Genomic DNA, 16,686 nt, shown 5'->3' with positions numbered 1-16,686 from the left:
AACACATCTATAATATATGAGACAATTAAAAATCACAAAACAAGTAACAAACCGTGAGTCTAAATCGCTAGATAAATATCTGCAAGACATTAGCAAAATATCGATGATAACTGCCGATGAGGAAGTAGAATTAGCACAGCGTATTAAACAAGGCGACCAACAAGCCTTAAACAAACTCACAACATCGAACTTACGTTTTGTGGTTTCGGTTGCTAAACAATATCAAAATCAAGGTTTAACACTACCCGATTTAATTAACGAAGGTAATGCTGGTTTGGTAAAAGCGGCCAAACGTTTTGATGAAACTAGAGGCTTTAAATTCATTTCTTATGCCGTTTGGTGGATTCGTCAAGCAATTTTACAAGCTTTAGCCGAACAATCTCGAATAGTTCGCTTACCTTTGAACAAAATTGGCTCAATTAACAAAATAAATAAAGCTTATTCGTTTTTAGAGCAAGAATACCAACGTGAACCTAATGCGCAAGAAATTGCAAACGAACTCGATTTAACTGTTAACGATGTAAAGCAGTCTATGAAAGTTTCGGGTAAACACGTATCGATGGATGCACCGTTTAAAGAAGGAGAAGCATCAAATTTATACGATGTTGTATCATCAAACGAATCGCCTAAACCAGATGATGGTTTAATAAAAGATTCTTTAAATACTGAAGTAAATCGCGCTTTAGATAGGCTTACCAGCAAGGAAGCCGAAGTTATTCGATATTATTACGGTATTAGCCAAAAACACCCCATGAGTTTACAAGAAATTGGTGATGCTTTTGGTTTAACACGAGAGCGTGTAAGACAAATAAAAGAAAAAGCGATTCGTAGGCTTAGGCACAACTCGAAAAGCAAAGTATTAAAAACCTATTTAGGATAGCCCTAAAATTTAAATACGTAATTAATTAAAACAACTATATGTTAAAAATCATTTTAAAAGAAGGAGAAAGCATTGAACGTGCTTTAAAACGTTACAAACGTAAGCACCGTAATGTAAAAGTGATGCAAAACTTACGCGACAAACAGTATTTTACTAAACCATCTGTTGAGCGTCGTCGTGAAATACAAAAAGCGTCGTACATTCAAGGTCTTAGAGATCAAGAAGATATTTAGTATCTAGTACTTTATAAAATATAAAACAGAGTATTATCGGAAATACATTGAACATTTCGATGATACTCTGTTTTATTTAGTTTTAAATCGTTTTCCTTTTAATTCACCGTTAAATCGACCACTAAACCTTCATTACTTCTAATATTAAAAACGGTATCATCTTCAAAAATTAAATACTGTCCTTTTATTCCTGAAAGCACACCTGTAAAGGTTTTACTTTTTAATAAATTTAAACTTTTTGGCTTTGTTGGATATTTTACAACTGGAAAATTTAAATTCGTTTCGGTGTTATTTTCAATAAAATAATCTTTAGCTTCCTCTGGAATAAAGGCTTTTAACTTATCGCGCCATGCCACTAAATTTTCATCTACTATATCATTTTTAAGCATGGTTCTCCAATTGGTTTTATCGCTAACATGATCTTTTAATGCCACTTCGGTTACTCCTGCTAAATAGCGGTTTGGCACTTCTACAATTTCAATAGCTTCATGCGCACCTTGGTCTATCCAACGTGTTGGCACTTGGCTTTTTCTAGTTACCCCAACTTTTACATTGCTAGAATTTGCCAAATACACAATATGTGGTTGTAATTGCACCTTCTTTTCGTATTCTAAATCACGGTCTTCTTTATCGAGATGCGCGGTGCTTAATTCGGGGCGCATAATCCAATCGGCGGCTTGCGGAATATCGAAAAAACAACTTTTACAAAAACCTTGTCGGTAAATAGGTTTATTTAAATTACAATTTAAACATTGATATTTAACAAATTGCAAGGTTATACTTTTATTAAGCAGCTGATTCATATTTATAAAGTCGTTTTCAAACACCAAATAATAATGTATTGGCTCTAAAAACTCCGTTTCCATTTTTGTTAATACGCCTTGGTAAGTCATAAAAAAAAATCTTATTTTTAGAGACTAAATATAATCTAAATATGCCAATAACCATAGTAAATTCAATTGCTTCATGGATTTTAAAAAAGCGTTTTCATCAAATTGAGCTATTTTTAAAATACCCTAACGAGGTTCAAAATGAGCTATTATTCAACCTTTTAGATTTTGCAAAACATACCGAATTAGGAAAAAAATACGACTTTGCTTCCATAAAAAACTATAAAACATTTTCCGAGCGGGTTCCTATTCAAAATTACGACGATTGGCAAGACATTATTCAACGTTCTCGCCAAGGTGAAAACAATTTATTTTGGCCAACACCTATAAAATGGTTTGCCAAATCGAGCGGTACCACGCGATCTAAAAGTAAATTTATTCCTGTAAGTGAAGAATCGCTAGAAGATTGCCACTACGCGGCCAGTAAAGATTTATTGTGCATGTATTTAAACAATAACGAAGATGCACAATTATTTAAAGGTAAAAGTTTACGTTTAGGCGGAAGCAAACAATTATATAAAGAAAAAGGCACTTCGTTTGGCGATTTATCGGCCATTTTAATTGATAATATGCCGTTTTGGGCAGAATTTAGCAGCACACCAAGCAATAAGGTTTCGTTAATGAGCGACTGGGAACACAAAATGCAAGCCATTGTAAACGAAACCATAAACGAAAATGTAACCAGTTTAGCTGGTGTACCATCATGGATGTTGGTATTACTAAACACCGTTTTAGAAACTACAGGAAAAGAAAATTTATTTGATGTTTGGCCAAATCTGGAAGTCTATTTTCACGGCGGTGTAAGCTTTACGCCTTATAAAGATCAATACAAAAAAATACTACCCAAATCTGGGTTTCGTTATTACGAAATTTACAATGCTTCTGAAGGCTTTTTTGCTATTCAAGATCAAAATAATTCAGACGAATTATTACTCATGCTCGACTATGGTGTATTTTACGAGTTTATCCCAATGGAAGTTTACGCGACGCCGCAAGAATATGCCATTCCACTAAGCGAAGTCGAACTAGGTAAAAATTACGCTATCATAATTACTACAAATGCCGGTTTATGGCGTTATAAAATTGGAGATACCGTTAGATTTACTTCGCTAAACCCGTATCGTATTAAAATCTCTGGTAGAACCAAGCATCATATAAATGTTTTTGGTGAAGAACTTATTATTGAAAATGCCGAAAATGCCATAAAACAAGTCTGCGCACAAACCCATTGTGATATTAAAGATTTTACTGCTGCTCCAATTTTTATGGAAGGCAAAGAAAAAGGAGCGCACGAATGGTTAATTGAGTTTAAAACACCCCCTAAAAACATGAGTGATTTTAATAAACTATTTGACGAGGCTTTAAAAACATTAAATTCCGATTATGAAGCTAAACGATTCAATAACATCACCTTAAACGAACCTAAAATAAATATTGCTCGCGAAAATTTATTTTATGATTGGCTAAAACAAAACAACAAATTGGGTGGCCAGCATAAAATTCCGCGTTTATCGAATTCTAGAAACTATCTAGAGGAATTGTTAAAAATGAACGATTAAAATTATCATAATATAATATTCTTTTGCATTGTCGATTTAAACCGTTATTGGTCTAAGAAATTATTTTAGTAAAGAGATTGCTACTATCTTTATTTCAATTAATTAACCAATCTCTCTCATTAAATGAAAACTAAATTTTACCTCGTAGTTTTCCTTATCACTAATATTGTTATTAGTCAACAAGGTCCGTCTAATTTAATTGCTGCAAATTTTAGCAACGACAACGCACATTTGTTCGAATTTACTAAAACTGTTTCTGCTGAAGAAATTGGAGCAAATGGATTTAAATTTGACGTTTTAGATGCTGGTGTAAACACTAAATATTCCGAACTTGGTTCTGGTTTTTTTAGAAACAAACTTATTTTAGTATCGTCGAAAAAAATTGGTGGTTTAGCTAAAATCGACCCTAATACAGGCGAAGCTTTTAAAGATTACTATTGCTTAAATATTGATAAAAATGGACAATTAAGTTCACCAATGCTTTTTTCTAGAATTTTAAACACTAGTGATAGCGAAGATCAATTAACTTTCTCGAAAGACCAAAATACCGTATATTATACAAGAAGTAGTAAAGCTCATTCTTTGGAATACAAACTTTACAAAGCAGTACTTGAAGCAGATTCTCACGGCAATTGGATAAATGAAGAATTACTTAGTATTAACAAAGAAAATGTTTCAATTGAAAACCCTTTTATTAATCCGGCTGGAGACAAATTATATTTCTCTGCTAATTTACCCGATGCTATTGGTGGTTTCGATTTATACGTTTCAAACATTAATGCCGATGGTACTTTAAGCACCCCTAAAAACTTAGGAAATACCGTAAACACCACTGAAAACGATAAATATCCTTCGCTTTCAATTGATGGTAAATACTTATATTTTTCGTCACAAGGCCATGAAAACATTGGAGGTTACGATTTATTTGTAAGCAAAATTTCAAAGCAAGGTTACAAAACACCTAGAAACTTAGGCAATACTATTAATACAGTTTACGACGAAGTAGCCTACTTTTTAGCTGCAAAAAACAAAGGCTATGTATCGTCTAACAGACAAAATGGTCGTGGTAGTTTCGATATTTATACAGCTATGAATAATGAAGTTATTCAAAACATTGAAGGCGAAGTACTAGATTTAGACACGCAAATAAAATTACCTAACACTTTAGTTATTTTAAAAGATGAAGATGGCGAGGAAATTGCCAGAACTATTACCGGTGAAGATGCAAAATATAGCTTTAACGTGATACCTTTTGAAAAATATGTACTTAGTACTCAAAAAGATGGTTTTAAAGATGCTACTGAAACGTTTACAGCATTTAAAGGCACCGAAGCTACGTACAACAAAAATTTAGAATTACACACCACCGAACCTGTAATTGCTAAAGTTGATGATGAATTACGTATTGTTTTAGAAAATATTTATTTCGATTTTAATAAGTACAGCGTTAAAGAAGAATCGACAATTTCTTTAAACAAAGTGGTAAAAGTTTTAAAAGAACACCCAACCATGAAGTTAGCTATTAATGCCCATACCGATAACAAAGGTAGAGATGCTTACAACTTAAACCTATCGGATAAGCGTGCAGCCTCTGCGGTTAAGTTTTTAGTTAAAAATGGTATTGCTAAAAGTAGGTTACAATCAAAAGGGTTTGGCGAATCGAAACCATTAATTGATTGTAAGAGCAATTGTTCTGATGAAGACTTACAAGCTAACAGACGCGTTGAGTTTGTTATATTAGAAGAATAAAAACTCGTAAAAAATAACCCATAAAAAAACCACGATATATAAAAAATATCGTGGTTTTTATTTTTATAAACTAGCTATTTTACGAAACAGCTTTTAACTTTTTTAAAGTAGTTTTGGTTAATTTTTCCTCGGCGTAAGCTTTAGTTACATTTAATTTTTTCTCGTTACTGCTTGGTAATTCAAACATCGCATCGGTTAAAATTTCTTCACAAAGCGAACGCAATCCACGAGCTCCTAACTTATACTCAATTGCTTTACCTACTATAAACTCTAGAGCACCATCGGTAATACTAAAGTCTATATCATCCATATCAAACAATTTTCTGTATTGTTTAATTAAAGCATTTTTAGGCTCGGTTAAAATTGCTCTAAGTGTATTGGCATCTAACGGATCCATGTAAGTTAATACAGGTAAACGCCCAATAATTTCTGGAATTAATCCAAAATCCTTTAAATCCTTTGGAATAATATACTGTAACAAATGGTTTTGATCGACAACATCATCAGACATCGAAGCACTATAACCAACCGCTTGCATATTTAATCGTTTAGAAATAACACGCTCTATACCATCAAAAGCACCACCAGCAATAAATAGAATATTTTCAGTATTTACTTCAATAAACTTTTGGTCCGGATGTTTACGTCCGCCTTTTGGTGGCACGTTAACAACGGTACCTTCTAAAAGTTTTAATAAGGCCTGTTGCACACCTTCACCCGAAACATCACGAGTTATTGAAGGGTTATCACTTTTACGAGCTATTTTATCAATTTCATCAATAAAAACAATTCCTTTTTCTGCCTTTTCCAGGTTATAATCGGCAGCTTGCAGTAATCTTGTTAAAATGCTTTCAACATCTTCACCAACATATCCCGCTTCGGTTAATACTGTAGCATCTACAATTGCTAAAGGCACATTTAACATTCTGGCAACTGTTTTAGCCATTAATGTTTTACCCGTACCTGTTTGCCCAACCATAATGATATTACTTTTTTGAATATCGATATCATCCTTAGTTGGCGTTTGTAACAAGCGCTTGTAGTGATTATAAACTGCTACTGACATCACCTTTTTGGTAACATCTTGACCAATAATATATTCGTCTAAAAAAGCCTTTATTTGCTGCGGTTTACGCAGTTTTAACTCGGCAGATAAATCGCTACTATCGCTTTGTTTCGACTCTTCTAAAACAATACCATGAGCTTGTTCTATACAACGGTCGCAAATATGCGCATCTAAACCTGCAATTAATAAGTTAGTTTCTGGCTTTTTACGACCACAAAATGAACATTCTAATTCTTCCTTTGCCATTAAATCAATTCTAATTATTACTGTAAATCATTGTAAATCAATATTAAATTTACAAATTTTTATTTTAATTACGGGCTAAAATCTCGTCAATCATACCGTATTCTTTAGCTTTATCGGCTTTCATCCAGTAATCTCTATCACTATCTTCGTAAATTTTGTCGTAATCTTGCCCCGAATGTTTACTAATAATTCTATAAAGTTCTTCTTTTAAAGTAAGAATCTCTTTAGCCGTAATTTCAATATCACTAGCCTGACCTTGCGCCCCACCTAATGGTTGGTGAATCATAACACGCGAATGTGTTAAACCGCTACGCTTACCTTTTGCTCCTGCACACAGTAAAACCGCACCCATTGATGCTGCCATTCCTGTACAAATAGTGGCCACATCTGGCTTAATAAATTGCATGGTATCGTAAATACCTAAACCAGCGTAAACGCTTCCTCCTGGAGAGTTAATATAAATTTGAATATCTTTATTTGCATCGGTGCTTTCTAAAAACAGTAACTGCGCTTGTACAATATTTGCAACTTGGTCGTTAATTCCTGTTCCTAAAAATATAATTCTATCCATCATTAAACGTGAAAACACATCGAAAACAGCAATATTCATTTGGCGCTCCTCAATAATGTTTGGTGTTAAATTGGTAGGATACATGCTACTTATAATTTTATTGTAGTACGTACTGCTTATGCCTTGGTCTTTTATCGCGAATTTTTCAAATTCTTTTGCGTAGTCCATATTTTAATTTGAAGTTTATTTTATAAAGATTTGATTTACAATAAAATACAAATAAATCTTAATAGGTTTGTAATAAAAAAGCGCTTAAATCAACAAGATTTAAGCGCTTAAAGATAAGCATTTAATTTTTTAATTACTTGTCGCCGTACACTTCTTTAACAAAGTTTTCGTAACTTAATTCTTTTACTTTAAGATTCGCTTTTTCTTTGTAAATAGCTAATAAACGCTGACTAATAATTTGTTCTGATATTCTGCGTGCCTCATCTTGGTTTGATAATACACGTGCAGCGATATCGTCTAATTCTTTATCTGAAGGATTCATTTGACCAAATTGAGCCATTTGTCCTTTAATCATATTACGAGCATGATCTTTAATATCATCCATAGTAATTTTAATATCGTTAGCTTCAATTAATTTACCTTCAATTAACTGGTAACGTAAGCTTTTTTCAGACTTTTCGTATTCTTCTTTTGCTTGTTCTGCATCCATTTCTGTTTCACCAGCAGTTTGCATCCACTTGGTTAAGAATTCAGCAGGTAAATCAAATTTAGTGTTTTCAACTAAATATTCTGTAACGTCGTTAAGCAACTTTTGATCGGCTTGTTGCACGAATTGTTTTTCGGCATCTTCCTTAATTTTTTCTTTTAACTCAGTAACCGATTTTACCGTGCCTTCACCAAATAATTTATCGAATAATTCTTGATCTAAATCGGCAAGCTCACGCTTATTAATTTCAGAAATCGTAAAGTTAACTTCAATATCTAAACCATGAACCTCATCGTGACCTAATTTTAAAGCATGCATTAACTCGTGCTCGTCGTCATAAAGTCCTTTAGTTTTTAAAGTAATAACATCACCTACTTTAGCACCAATAAATTGTTTTTCGGTACTTTTTCCTTTAAACTTATCTAAAGTTAAAGTGACTTTGTTATCAATTTCTTTTTCTTCGTTGGTGTAATTTCCAGTAACTTCGCTGTCTTTTTCAACAGTATCTTGAGAAACTAATTTACCGTATTGTTTTTGTATACGCTCTACTTGCTCGTCAATCATTTTATCGTCGGCAACAATGTTGTATTGCGTGATGGCTTTTTTACCTTTTAATTCTACCTCGAATTCTGGCGCTAAACCTAATTCAAATTCAAACGAAAATTTATCGGCGTCCCAATCAATATCATCTTGAGGTTTTGGTAGAGGTTGCCCAAGAACATCTAGTTTTTCTTCGGTTAAATACTTGTTTAAAGCATCTTGTAAAAGCTTATTTACTTCATCAACCAAAACGGCTTTACCGTATTGTTTCTTCACCATTCCCATTGGCACATGCCCTTTTCTAAAACCAGGAATGTTAGCTGTCTTTCTGTAATCTGTTAAGATTTTCTCTACTTTATCGCTATAATCTTCTTTAGCGATATCTACTTTTACTACAGCATTTAATGCATCAACGTTTTCTCTTGTAATATTCATTGTAACTCTATATACCTTAAAAGGTGTTTAACAATTTAATTTGGCATTACAGCCTTATTTATTAAATTTTCGCTTTCGCGGAAACAACTTTAATCGAAATTAAAATTGGGATGCAAAAGTAAGCTATTTTTACATCCCAACAAAGTTTTTAATCGGTTGATTTATAGACTACTTTTTATCTTCTTTTAATGTAGATTGAATAATAGATTGCAAAATAGATAATAAGATGCTAAAAAGTATGGCAGTCCAGATACTATTAACCGAAAACCCATCAATTAAATTATCAGCCAACAGAATTATTAACGCATTAATTACAAGCAAAAATAAGCCCAACGTTAGTATGGTAATTGGCAAGGTGAAAATAACCAAAATAGGCTTTACAAATAAGTTTAGAATTGAAAGTACTACAGCTACAATAATTGCCGTAACGTAGCTACTTACATAAACGCCGCTTAAAACATGTGCTAAAGCAAATACTATAATGGCGTTTAAAAGAAGTCGAATTATTAGTTTCATATAAATATTTTTATGAAATGTAATAAAACCTAATTTAAAAAGCTCATAACGGAATCATAAAAATCATCAGGGTTTTCGGCATGCAACCAATGGCCTGCATTAGAAATTGTTATAATATCAGCTTTTGGAAAATGGCGTTTTATAATACTTTCGTCTCCAACACCAATATATTCTGAACGATCGCCACGTAAAAACAAGGTATCTTTATCAAAGGTGTTCTGCGTTGGTAACGCTTCGCCTACCTCGGCAACTTCGTTGTGAAGCACTTCTAAATTTATGCGTAAACCAAAAGTATCCTTATTTACACGGTAAATATTTTTAAGTAAAAATTGTCGTGTTCCAAAATCTGAAATGTATTCTCCTAAAGCTTTATCGGCGGCTCCTCTACTTTTTATAGTGGTGAAATCGAGTGCGCTCAATCCGTTTAAAATAGCATCGTGATGCACAGGGTAAAAGCGTGGAGATATATCGGCAACCAATAATTTCGACACATATTCTGGATACATTGTAGCAAACAACATCGCTGTTTTACCACCCATAGAATGCCCCAAAAGCACAATATCTTTAAAATTATGATGGTCGCAATAGTTTTTTAAATCTTCAGCTAAAACTTCATAATTAAAGGTATCGCTCCAAAAGCTTCTGCCGTGGTTGCGTTGGTCGACCAAATGGACTTGGTAACCTTGTTCGCTAAATTTACTTCCTAAGGTTTTCCAGTTATCACTCATACCCAAAAAACCATGAAGAATTATAAATGGCTTTCCTTCTCCTAATATGTTTGAATGTAGTATCATTATTGATTTTGAATTCGGATTTCTGAATTATGATTTGAGTTTACTAAGATACATTTGAATCACATTCTCGACACCCAAATACAAACTTTCTGCAATTAGTGCGTGCCCAATAGATACTTCTAATAAATTAGGAATGTTATTCTTGAAAAACTCAATATTATCTAGCGATAAATCATGGCCTGCATTAATACCTAAACCCAATTCGTTGGCTAATTCGGCACTTTCTGCATAAGGGTTTATAGCCGCTTTATTTCCTAAGCTATATTGGTGTGCGTAACCTTCGGTGTACAATTCTATTCTATCAGTTCCTGTGGCTTTTGCTCCTTCAATTTGTTTTAAATCGGGATCTACAAAAATGGAAGTTCTAATATCCTTTTGCTGAAATTCCTTAATCACATCAACTAAAAAATCTTTGTGTTTAATAGTATCCCAACCCGCATTGCTTGTAATAGCATCAACGGCATCGGGCACTAAAGTTACTTGAGTAGGTTTAACCTCAAGCACTAAATTCATAAACGATTCTATTGGGTTGCCTTCAATATTATATTCGGTATAAACTTCGGGTTTTAAATCGCGTGCATCTTGGTAACGAATATGGCGTTCGTCAGGTCTGGGGTGAATGGTTATTCCTTCGGCTCCAAAACGTTGGGCGTCTTTAGCAAAAGTTACCACATTAGGTACATCGCCACCTCGCGAGTTTCTTAAGGTTGCAATCTTATTTATATTTACGCTTAACTTTGTCATTAAATCTAATTTACAAAGCAAAAATACAAAGTAGAACAGGCATACATAGTATTTTTTTGATTAATTTGCAGGTAAATAATAGCGCTATGAAACTTTCAGAATTTATATTAAACGACATAAAACCGCTAAATAGCAAAAGTAAAATTAGCGATATGCAACAACTGTTTAACCAATTAACACTTACCCATATCCCAATTACAGACGACAACGATGCTTATTTAGGATGTTTCTCTGAAACTGACGCACATTGTTTTGATAACGAAAAGCAACTCGATGATTACAAATATGCGATTGAAGATTTTTATGTTCGTAACACCACATTATTAATTGATGTTTTAGAGGCTTTCTCTATAAACTCAACCAACATTATGCCTGTTTTAAGCGAAAAAAACGACTATTTAGGCTATTACGAACTCAACGATATTATTAACTTATTTGGCGACTCACCATTTTTTGCCGAACCAGGCGGCGTATTAGTGGTAGAAAAAGGTATTAACGACTATTCATTTAGCGAAATTAGTCAGATTGTAGAATCGAACGACGGCAAATTGTTAGGGGCTTTTTTATCTAAAATGAATTCCGATTTGGTGCAAATTACCTTAAAAATAGGAAATATAGGACTTAACGATATTATTCAAACCTTTCGTCGTTATAGTTATAATATTGTATCGAACCACGAAGAAGACAGCTACGTTGCTAATTTAAAAGAACGAAGCGATTACTTAAACCGTTATTTAAACATTTAATTTATGAAAGTTGCCGTTTTTGGACGCTATTACAACAAAACAACAAGCAAATCGGTTGAAACATTATTTAATTATTTGTTTAGACAAGATATTGAAGCCTACATTGAAGACGAATTTTATAACTTAATAAACAATGAAGCGCATAATATTAAAGGTTTTGAAACTTTTAATAAATTCGACCACTTAGATAAATCGTTCGATTTACTCGTTAGTGTTGGTGGCGATGGTACTATTTTACGCGCCATTACTTATGTAAAAGATATCGATATTCCTATTATTGGCATAAACACAGGCCGTTTAGGTTTTTTAGCAACCATTCATGTGGAAGCTATCGAGCAAGCTTTTCAAAATATAATTGACGGCAAATACAAAATTTCGGAACGCAGTTTATTAGAAGTTGAAACCTCACCAACAAACGCCGATGTTAAAGATTTATACTTCGCCTTAAACGAGGTTACCGTAAGCCGAAAAAATACCACCTCGATGATTACGGTTGAAACGCATTTAGATGGTGAATATTTAACTTCATATTGGAGCGACGGCTTAATCGTTTCAACCCCAACAGGATCTACCGGTTACTCCTTAAGTTGTGGCGGACCTGTTATTACACCTGGCGCATACAGTTTTGTACTAACACCTATTGCACCACATAATTTAAGTGCGCGCCCGTTGGTAATCCCCGATTCTACCGAAATACAATTAAAAGTAGACGGTAGAGAGCAACAACATTTAATTTCGCTCGATTCGCGAATTGCAACACTTGACAACGGCACCATCATAAAAATTAAAAAAGCCGATTTTACCATTAAAATGATTGATTTGTTTAACGAAAGCTTTTTAGACACACTTAGAAAAAAACTACTTTGGGGTGAAGACAACCGAAACCAAAAGCAATAATTCAATAGAAAATCTGTTTTAAACTCATACTAATGGGCTCATATTATTGTAGGCTCATCATATTTATTATATTTGCAAACTTTTGAATGTTTATGAGGCGATTTATTCTATTGACATTAAGTATTTTAAGCATACATTTCTCTCACTCTCAAATAAACGAAATTGGTGTTTTTGGTGGTGGCAGTAATTTAATTGGCGATGTAGGTGCTACCCAATATATTGCACCAAACGCACCTGCACTTGGTCTTTTGTACAAATGGAATGCGAGTTCCAGACATTCTTGGAGGGTTTCTGTGATATATTCCGATTTAAAAGCCTCCGATAACAAATCCGATGACCCGCGACGCATCCAACGAGATTATAATTTAAACACAAATTTACTTGAGTTTTCGGCAGGTATGGAGTTTACCTTTACCGATTTCAACCTGCATTCTGGCGACAAATTAGCGACACCATATTTATTTGCAGGATTAAGTGTGGCTAATCACAATAACTACTATTACCTAAATGGCGAACAAACTACCGAAGACACTAAAAGTTGGGCTTACGGAATACCTATGGCAATAGGGTTTAAAACAAATTTTTTAGGTAATTTTATCCTCGGTTTAGAAATTGGTGCGCGCTATACTTTTTCTGATGAAATTGATGGTAATATTCCAGACAACAAATTCAGACAAAATTATAGTTTTGGAAATATAAACAATAACGATTGGTATGTATTTACAGGTTTTACACTAACTTACACCTTTGGAGAAAACCCATGTTATTGTATTGATTAAAAATGGATTTAAAAGACAACATACAACTTAACCGACTGCCAAAACACATTGCCATTATTATGGATGGCAACGGGCGTTGGGCAAAACAACAAGGCATGATTCGTGCCTTTGGACATGAAAATGGTACAAAATCGGTAAGACAAACGGTTGAAGCTTGCGCCGAATTAGGGGTAGAAAACCTAACCCTTTATGCCTTTTCTACCGAAAACTGGAATCGCCCAAAATTAGAAGTACAAACACTAATGAAACTTTTGGTGTCCTCACTAAAAAAAGAAATTTCTACACTTCAAGATAACAACATAAAACTCGCAGCCATAGGTAACTTAAATACGCTCCCAAAAAAAGTACATAGTGAGCTAATGGATGTTATTAACAAAACTGCGAATAATTCAAGAATGACGCTTACACTTGCGTTAAGCTACGGTTCTAGAGAAGAATTGCTAAACACTGTTAAAGAAATTAGCATTAAAGTTAAAAATAATATAATTTCGCCGGAAAATATTGAAGAATCAATTATAAATGAGCATCTTTACACGCAAAATTTACCAGACGTGGACTTGCTTATTAGAACTAGCGGAGAACAACGTATTAGTAATTTTTTGCTTTGGCAAATCGCCTATGCCGAATTATATTTTACAAAAATATTGTGGCCAGATTTTACAAAGCAACATTTGTATGAAGCTATTATTGAATATCAAAAAAGAGAACGACGATTTGGGAAAACAAGTGAACAACTTAGCTAACACGCTAACTTTAAAACCGCGTTTAAAGTATACTTTAGCATTACTTTTTTTAATTACCAGCATAAGCATTAAAGCACAAACCTATAACCAAGGTAGCAAATATACCTTAGGTGAAATTAGTGTTTCTGGTAACACTTCTTTTAACGACCAAACCATTATTTCGTATTCTGGTTTAAGAAAAGGCAAAGAAATAACCATTCCTGGTGAAGAAATTGCCAATGCCATTAAAAAACTTTGGAACTCTAAATTGTTTAGCGACATAGAAGTTTACGTTACCCGCACCGAAGGCGATGTGGCTTATTTAGAAATTAAACTTAGTGATTTACCTCAGCTTAATCTTCTTAAAATTAACGGGATTAAAAAAGGAAAACAAGAAAGTATTATTAAAGATACAAAGCTTAATAAAGGTGTAAAAGTTACCGAAAACCTTATTACTACGACTAAAAACTTCCTTGAAAAGAAATATAAAAAAGATGGCTTTTTAAACACCAAAGTACACATTAACACCATCGAGGTTAAAGATTCTATTCCTACAGCTCGAGTAAATATGGTACTTAATGTAGATAAAGGTGAAAAGGTAAAAATTAAAGACATCGAGTTTTCAGGAAATAATATTTTAAGCGATAAAAAGCTTAGACAAGCCATGAAAGGCACTAAAAAAATTAACCGTTTACGTATTTACAAACGTTCAAAATTTATCGATTCGGCTTATCAAGCCGATTTAGGCAATATTGTGAATAAATACAAAGAAAACGGTTATCGCGATGCGCGTATAATTTCTGATAGCGTTATTGTTAACGACGATAAAACCATCACCTTAAAAATTGCTGTAAACGAAGGGGAACTTTACACCTTTGGCGACATTACATTTATTGGTAACACTGTTTACTCTAACGAATATTTAAGTCGTGTATTACGTATTAATAAAGGCGACACTTATAACGGTGTTGAATTACAAAAACGAATTGCCGACGATACTAAACCCGATGGTTTCGACATTACAAACCAATACCAAAATAATGGGTATTTATTCTCAACCATAAACCCTGTTGAAGTTAGTGCCGATAATAATGTTATTGATATTGAAGTTAGAATTTCTGAAGGAAAACCAGCTTATTTCAACAAAGTATCGGTGGTTGGAAACGATAAAACAAACGACCACGTAGTATATCGTGAAATACGTACACGCCCTGGGCAGTTGTACAGTAAAGCCAATGTGGTTCGTACTGTTCGTGAACTTGGGCAATTAGGCTTTTTCGACGCCCAAGAAATTACACCAAACTTTAACAACCCAAATCCTAACGAAGGTACTATCGATATGGAATATTCGGTTAAAGAAACTGGATCAAGCCAAATTGAGCTTCAAGGTGGTTACGGTGGCGGTGGCTTTATTGGTACTTTAGGTTTATCATTTAATAACTTTTCAATAAAAGATATTTTCAAAAAAGACGCCTACAAACCTATACCTATGGGCGATGGACAAAAATTAGCCTTACGTTTACAAGCAAGCCGTTTTTTCCAAACCTATAGTTTCTCTTTCTCTGAGCCTTGGTTAGGTGGCAAACGCCCTGTGCAGTTTTCAACTTCTATATCTCATACTAAACAGTTTGCATATAACTATCAAACTGGTAATGCAGATAAAAATCAAAGCTTCAATATAACTGGAATAACTTTAGGTTTAGCCAAACGTTTAACTGTACCAGACGATTATTTTACACTATCGCAAGCCATTAGTTTTCAACGTTACGATTTAAACAATTACAATATAAGTAGACTATTTACTTTTGGTGATGGTTACTCAAATAACTTATCATACACTATTGGTTTAAGTCGTAATAACACCAGTGTAGACCCAATTTACCCAACTGGCGGTTCTAAATTTGGCGTTACTGCTAAACTTACATTACCATATTCATTATTTAACACTGTAGATTACAAAGCGCTTAAAGAGGAATACGACGAACTTGATTTAACAGACAGCAACGACTATGCCCGTGCTGGAGAAATAGACCAAGAACGTTTTAAATGGTTGGAGTTTTATAAAGTTAACTTTAAAGGCGAATGGTACACTCAAGTTGCTAAAGATTTAGTATTACGTCCATTAGTTGAATTTGGCTTTTTAGGTGCTTACAACCAAGATAGAGGTGTTATTCCTTTTGAACGTTACTTTTTAGGTGGCGATGGTTTAGCCAACTATAGTCTAGATGGCCGTGAGGTAATACAATTACGTGGTTACCCTAACCAATCGCTAACACCACTAGATGAATCTACAGGACAAGCTTCAAACGATGGTGGTACCATTTATAATAAGTTTTCTTTAGAACTTCGTTATCCTGTAACCCTAAAAGCATCGGCTAAAATTTATGCCTTAGGTTTCTTAGAAGGTGGTGTATCGTATAACGATTTTAGAGATTACAACCCATTTAACATAAAACGTTCGGCTGGTTTAGGTGTTCGTATTTTTATGCCAGCATTTGGTTTATTAGGTATCGATTTTGGTCACGGATTCGATCCGCTACCTGGGCAAACTGTTAAAAACGGATGGGAAACTCACTTCATAATCGGGCAGCAATTTTAATTAAAAAATAATTTTGGCACGATATTTTCTAATAACACTTTGATGTTTTGCATGATAATTAAAAT

Annotated in this window: 16 protein-coding genes; 9 read left to right on the top strand and 7 right to left on the bottom strand. The window is 33.7% G+C overall.

Annotated elements, in window-relative coordinates:
* Window positions 1-16: 16 nt before the first annotated feature.
* Together PK35_RS09775 and rpsU are read left to right on the top strand one after the other, a co-directional pair.
* Window positions 17-880 carry a sigma-70 family RNA polymerase sigma factor gene (locus PK35_RS09775; RefSeq protein WP_044626536.1) on the top strand — a complete coding sequence of 288 codons (864 nt, stop codon included), beginning with the start codon at window positions 17-19 and terminating at the stop codon, window positions 878-880.
* Between the two features lie 38 nt (window positions 881-918).
* Window positions 919-1,113 carry a 30S ribosomal protein S21 gene (gene rpsU / locus PK35_RS09770; RefSeq protein ID WP_044626535.1) on the top strand — a complete coding sequence of 65 codons (195 nt, stop codon included), beginning with the start codon at window positions 919-921 and terminating at the stop codon, window positions 1,111-1,113.
* Between the two features lie 98 nt (window positions 1,114-1,211).
* Here the strand turns inward: rpsU and PK35_RS09765 are convergent, their stop codons facing one another.
* The gene (locus PK35_RS09765; RefSeq protein WP_044626534.1) at window positions 1,212-2,006 is read right to left on the bottom strand and encodes a DUF2797 domain-containing protein; all 795 of its coding nucleotides are present in this window, start codon (window positions 2,004-2,006) and stop codon (window positions 1,212-1,214) included.
* A 41-nt stretch (window positions 2,007-2,047) separates the two neighbouring features.
* Between PK35_RS09765 and PK35_RS09760 the strand changes: the two genes are divergently transcribed.
* Both PK35_RS09760 and PK35_RS09755 read left to right on the top strand, forming a co-directional pair.
* A complete protein-coding gene (locus PK35_RS09760) occupies window positions 2,048-3,562 on the top strand; it encodes a GH3 auxin-responsive promoter family protein (RefSeq protein ID WP_044626533.1) in 1,515 nt (504 codons plus the stop codon).
* Between the two features lie 123 nt (window positions 3,563-3,685).
* Window positions 3,686-5,311 (top strand): OmpA family protein, encoded by a 1,626-nt coding sequence (locus tag PK35_RS09755; protein WP_044626532.1) that lies wholly within the window; start codon window positions 3,686-3,688, stop codon window positions 5,309-5,311.
* Window positions 5,312-5,390: 79 nt separating this feature from the next.
* Here PK35_RS09755 and clpX read toward each other — a convergent pair whose 3' ends face one another.
* From clpX to PK35_RS09725, 6 genes are all read right to left on the bottom strand, one after another.
* Window positions 5,391-6,623: an ATP-dependent Clp protease ATP-binding subunit ClpX gene (gene clpX, locus PK35_RS09750; RefSeq protein ID WP_044626531.1), complete on the bottom strand. Its 1,233-nt coding sequence runs from the start codon at window positions 6,621-6,623 to the stop codon at window positions 5,391-5,393.
* Between the two features lie 64 nt (window positions 6,624-6,687).
* The gene (clpP, locus tag PK35_RS09745) at window positions 6,688-7,362 is read right to left on the bottom strand and encodes an ATP-dependent Clp endopeptidase proteolytic subunit ClpP (RefSeq protein WP_044626530.1); all 675 of its coding nucleotides are present in this window, start codon (window positions 7,360-7,362) and stop codon (window positions 6,688-6,690) included.
* A 133-nt stretch (window positions 7,363-7,495) separates the two neighbouring features.
* Entirely contained in the window at window positions 7,496-8,824 is a 1,329-nt protein-coding gene (gene tig, locus PK35_RS09740) for a trigger factor (protein WP_044626529.1), read from the bottom strand.
* A gap of 168 nt (window positions 8,825-8,992) precedes the next feature.
* Window positions 8,993-9,340 carry a phage holin family protein gene (locus tag PK35_RS09735; protein ID WP_044626528.1) on the bottom strand — a complete coding sequence of 116 codons (348 nt, stop codon included), beginning with the start codon at window positions 9,338-9,340 and terminating at the stop codon, window positions 8,993-8,995.
* Window positions 9,341-9,369: 29 nt separating this feature from the next.
* A complete protein-coding gene (locus tag PK35_RS09730) occupies window positions 9,370-10,134 on the bottom strand; it encodes an alpha/beta fold hydrolase (RefSeq protein WP_044626527.1) in 765 nt (254 codons plus the stop codon).
* A 27-nt stretch (window positions 10,135-10,161) separates the two neighbouring features.
* Window positions 10,162-10,878 (bottom strand): pyridoxine 5'-phosphate synthase, encoded by a 717-nt coding sequence (locus tag PK35_RS09725; RefSeq protein ID WP_044626526.1) that lies wholly within the window; start codon window positions 10,876-10,878, stop codon window positions 10,162-10,164.
* A gap of 86 nt (window positions 10,879-10,964) precedes the next feature.
* On the opposite strand from PK35_RS09725, the gene PK35_RS09720 reads away from it, so the two are divergent.
* The 5 genes from PK35_RS09720 (at window position 10,965) to PK35_RS09700 (ending at window position 16,621) form a co-directional block, all read left to right on the top strand.
* Complete coding sequence (locus tag PK35_RS09720) at window positions 10,965-11,624, top strand: CBS domain-containing protein (RefSeq protein ID WP_044626525.1); 660 nt, start codon at window positions 10,965-10,967, stop codon at window positions 11,622-11,624.
* Window positions 11,625-11,627: 3 nt separating this feature from the next.
* Window positions 11,628-12,521 carry an NAD kinase gene (locus PK35_RS09715; RefSeq protein ID WP_044626524.1) on the top strand — a complete coding sequence of 298 codons (894 nt, stop codon included), beginning with the start codon at window positions 11,628-11,630 and terminating at the stop codon, window positions 12,519-12,521.
* 92 nt (window positions 12,522-12,613) lie between these two features.
* Window positions 12,614-13,300: a type IX secretion system protein PorG gene (gene porG, locus PK35_RS09710; RefSeq protein ID WP_044626523.1), complete on the top strand. Its 687-nt coding sequence runs from the start codon at window positions 12,614-12,616 to the stop codon at window positions 13,298-13,300.
* 2 nt (window positions 13,301-13,302) lie between these two features.
* Window positions 13,303-14,043: an isoprenyl transferase gene (locus tag PK35_RS09705; RefSeq protein ID WP_044626522.1), complete on the top strand. Its 741-nt coding sequence runs from the start codon at window positions 13,303-13,305 to the stop codon at window positions 14,041-14,043.
* Window positions 13,976-16,621 (top strand): BamA/OMP85 family outer membrane protein, encoded by a 2,646-nt coding sequence (locus PK35_RS09700; protein WP_082048569.1) that lies wholly within the window; start codon window positions 13,976-13,978, stop codon window positions 16,619-16,621. The genes PK35_RS09705 and PK35_RS09700 overlap by 68 nt, the downstream gene beginning before the upstream one ends.
* The last annotated feature ends 65 nt before the right edge of the window (window positions 16,622-16,686 follow it).

It is taken from the genome of Neotamlana nanhaiensis, assembly GCF_000943555.1.
GTDB classification, from domain to species: Bacteria; Bacteroidota; Bacteroidia; order Flavobacteriales; family Flavobacteriaceae; genus Neotamlana; species Neotamlana nanhaiensis.
This window is presented reverse-complemented; position numbering and strand designations above follow the sequence as displayed.

Coding starts and splice junctions, on each gene's coding strand:
- PK35_RS09775 (WP_044626536.1), top strand. CDS start 17: ATGAGACAATTAAAAATCACAAAACAAGTAACAAACCGTGAGTCTAAA.
- rpsU (WP_044626535.1), top strand. CDS start 919: ATGTTAAAAATCATTTTAAAAGAAGGAGAAAGCATTGAACGTGCTTTA.
- PK35_RS09765 (WP_044626534.1), bottom strand. CDS start 2,006: ATGACTTACCAAGGCGTATTAACAAAAATGGAAACGGAGTTTTTAGAG.
- PK35_RS09760 (WP_044626533.1), top strand. CDS start 2,048: ATGCCAATAACCATAGTAAATTCAATTGCTTCATGGATTTTAAAAAAG.
- PK35_RS09755 (WP_044626532.1), top strand. CDS start 3,686: ATGAAAACTAAATTTTACCTCGTAGTTTTCCTTATCACTAATATTGTT.
- clpX (WP_044626531.1), bottom strand. CDS start 6,623: ATGGCAAAGGAAGAATTAGAATGTTCATTTTGTGGTCGTAAAAAGCCA.
- clpP (WP_044626530.1), bottom strand. CDS start 7,362: ATGGACTACGCAAAAGAATTTGAAAAATTCGCGATAAAAGACCAAGGC.
- tig (WP_044626529.1), bottom strand. CDS start 8,824: ATGAATATTACAAGAGAAAACGTTGATGCATTAAATGCTGTAGTAAAA.
- PK35_RS09735 (WP_044626528.1), bottom strand. CDS start 9,340: ATGAAACTAATAATTCGACTTCTTTTAAACGCCATTATAGTATTTGCT.
- PK35_RS09730 (WP_044626527.1), bottom strand. CDS start 10,134: ATGATACTACATTCAAACATATTAGGAGAAGGAAAGCCATTTATAATT.
- PK35_RS09725 (WP_044626526.1), bottom strand. CDS start 10,878: ATGACAAAGTTAAGCGTAAATATAAATAAGATTGCAACCTTAAGAAAC.
- PK35_RS09720 (WP_044626525.1), top strand. CDS start 10,965: ATGAAACTTTCAGAATTTATATTAAACGACATAAAACCGCTAAATAGC.
- PK35_RS09715 (WP_044626524.1), top strand. CDS start 11,628: ATGAAAGTTGCCGTTTTTGGACGCTATTACAACAAAACAACAAGCAAA.
- porG (WP_044626523.1), top strand. CDS start 12,614: ATGAGGCGATTTATTCTATTGACATTAAGTATTTTAAGCATACATTTC.
- PK35_RS09705 (WP_044626522.1), top strand. CDS start 13,303: ATGGATTTAAAAGACAACATACAACTTAACCGACTGCCAAAACACATT.
- PK35_RS09700 (WP_082048569.1), top strand. CDS start 13,976: ATGAAGCTATTATTGAATATCAAAAAAGAGAACGACGATTTGGGAAAA.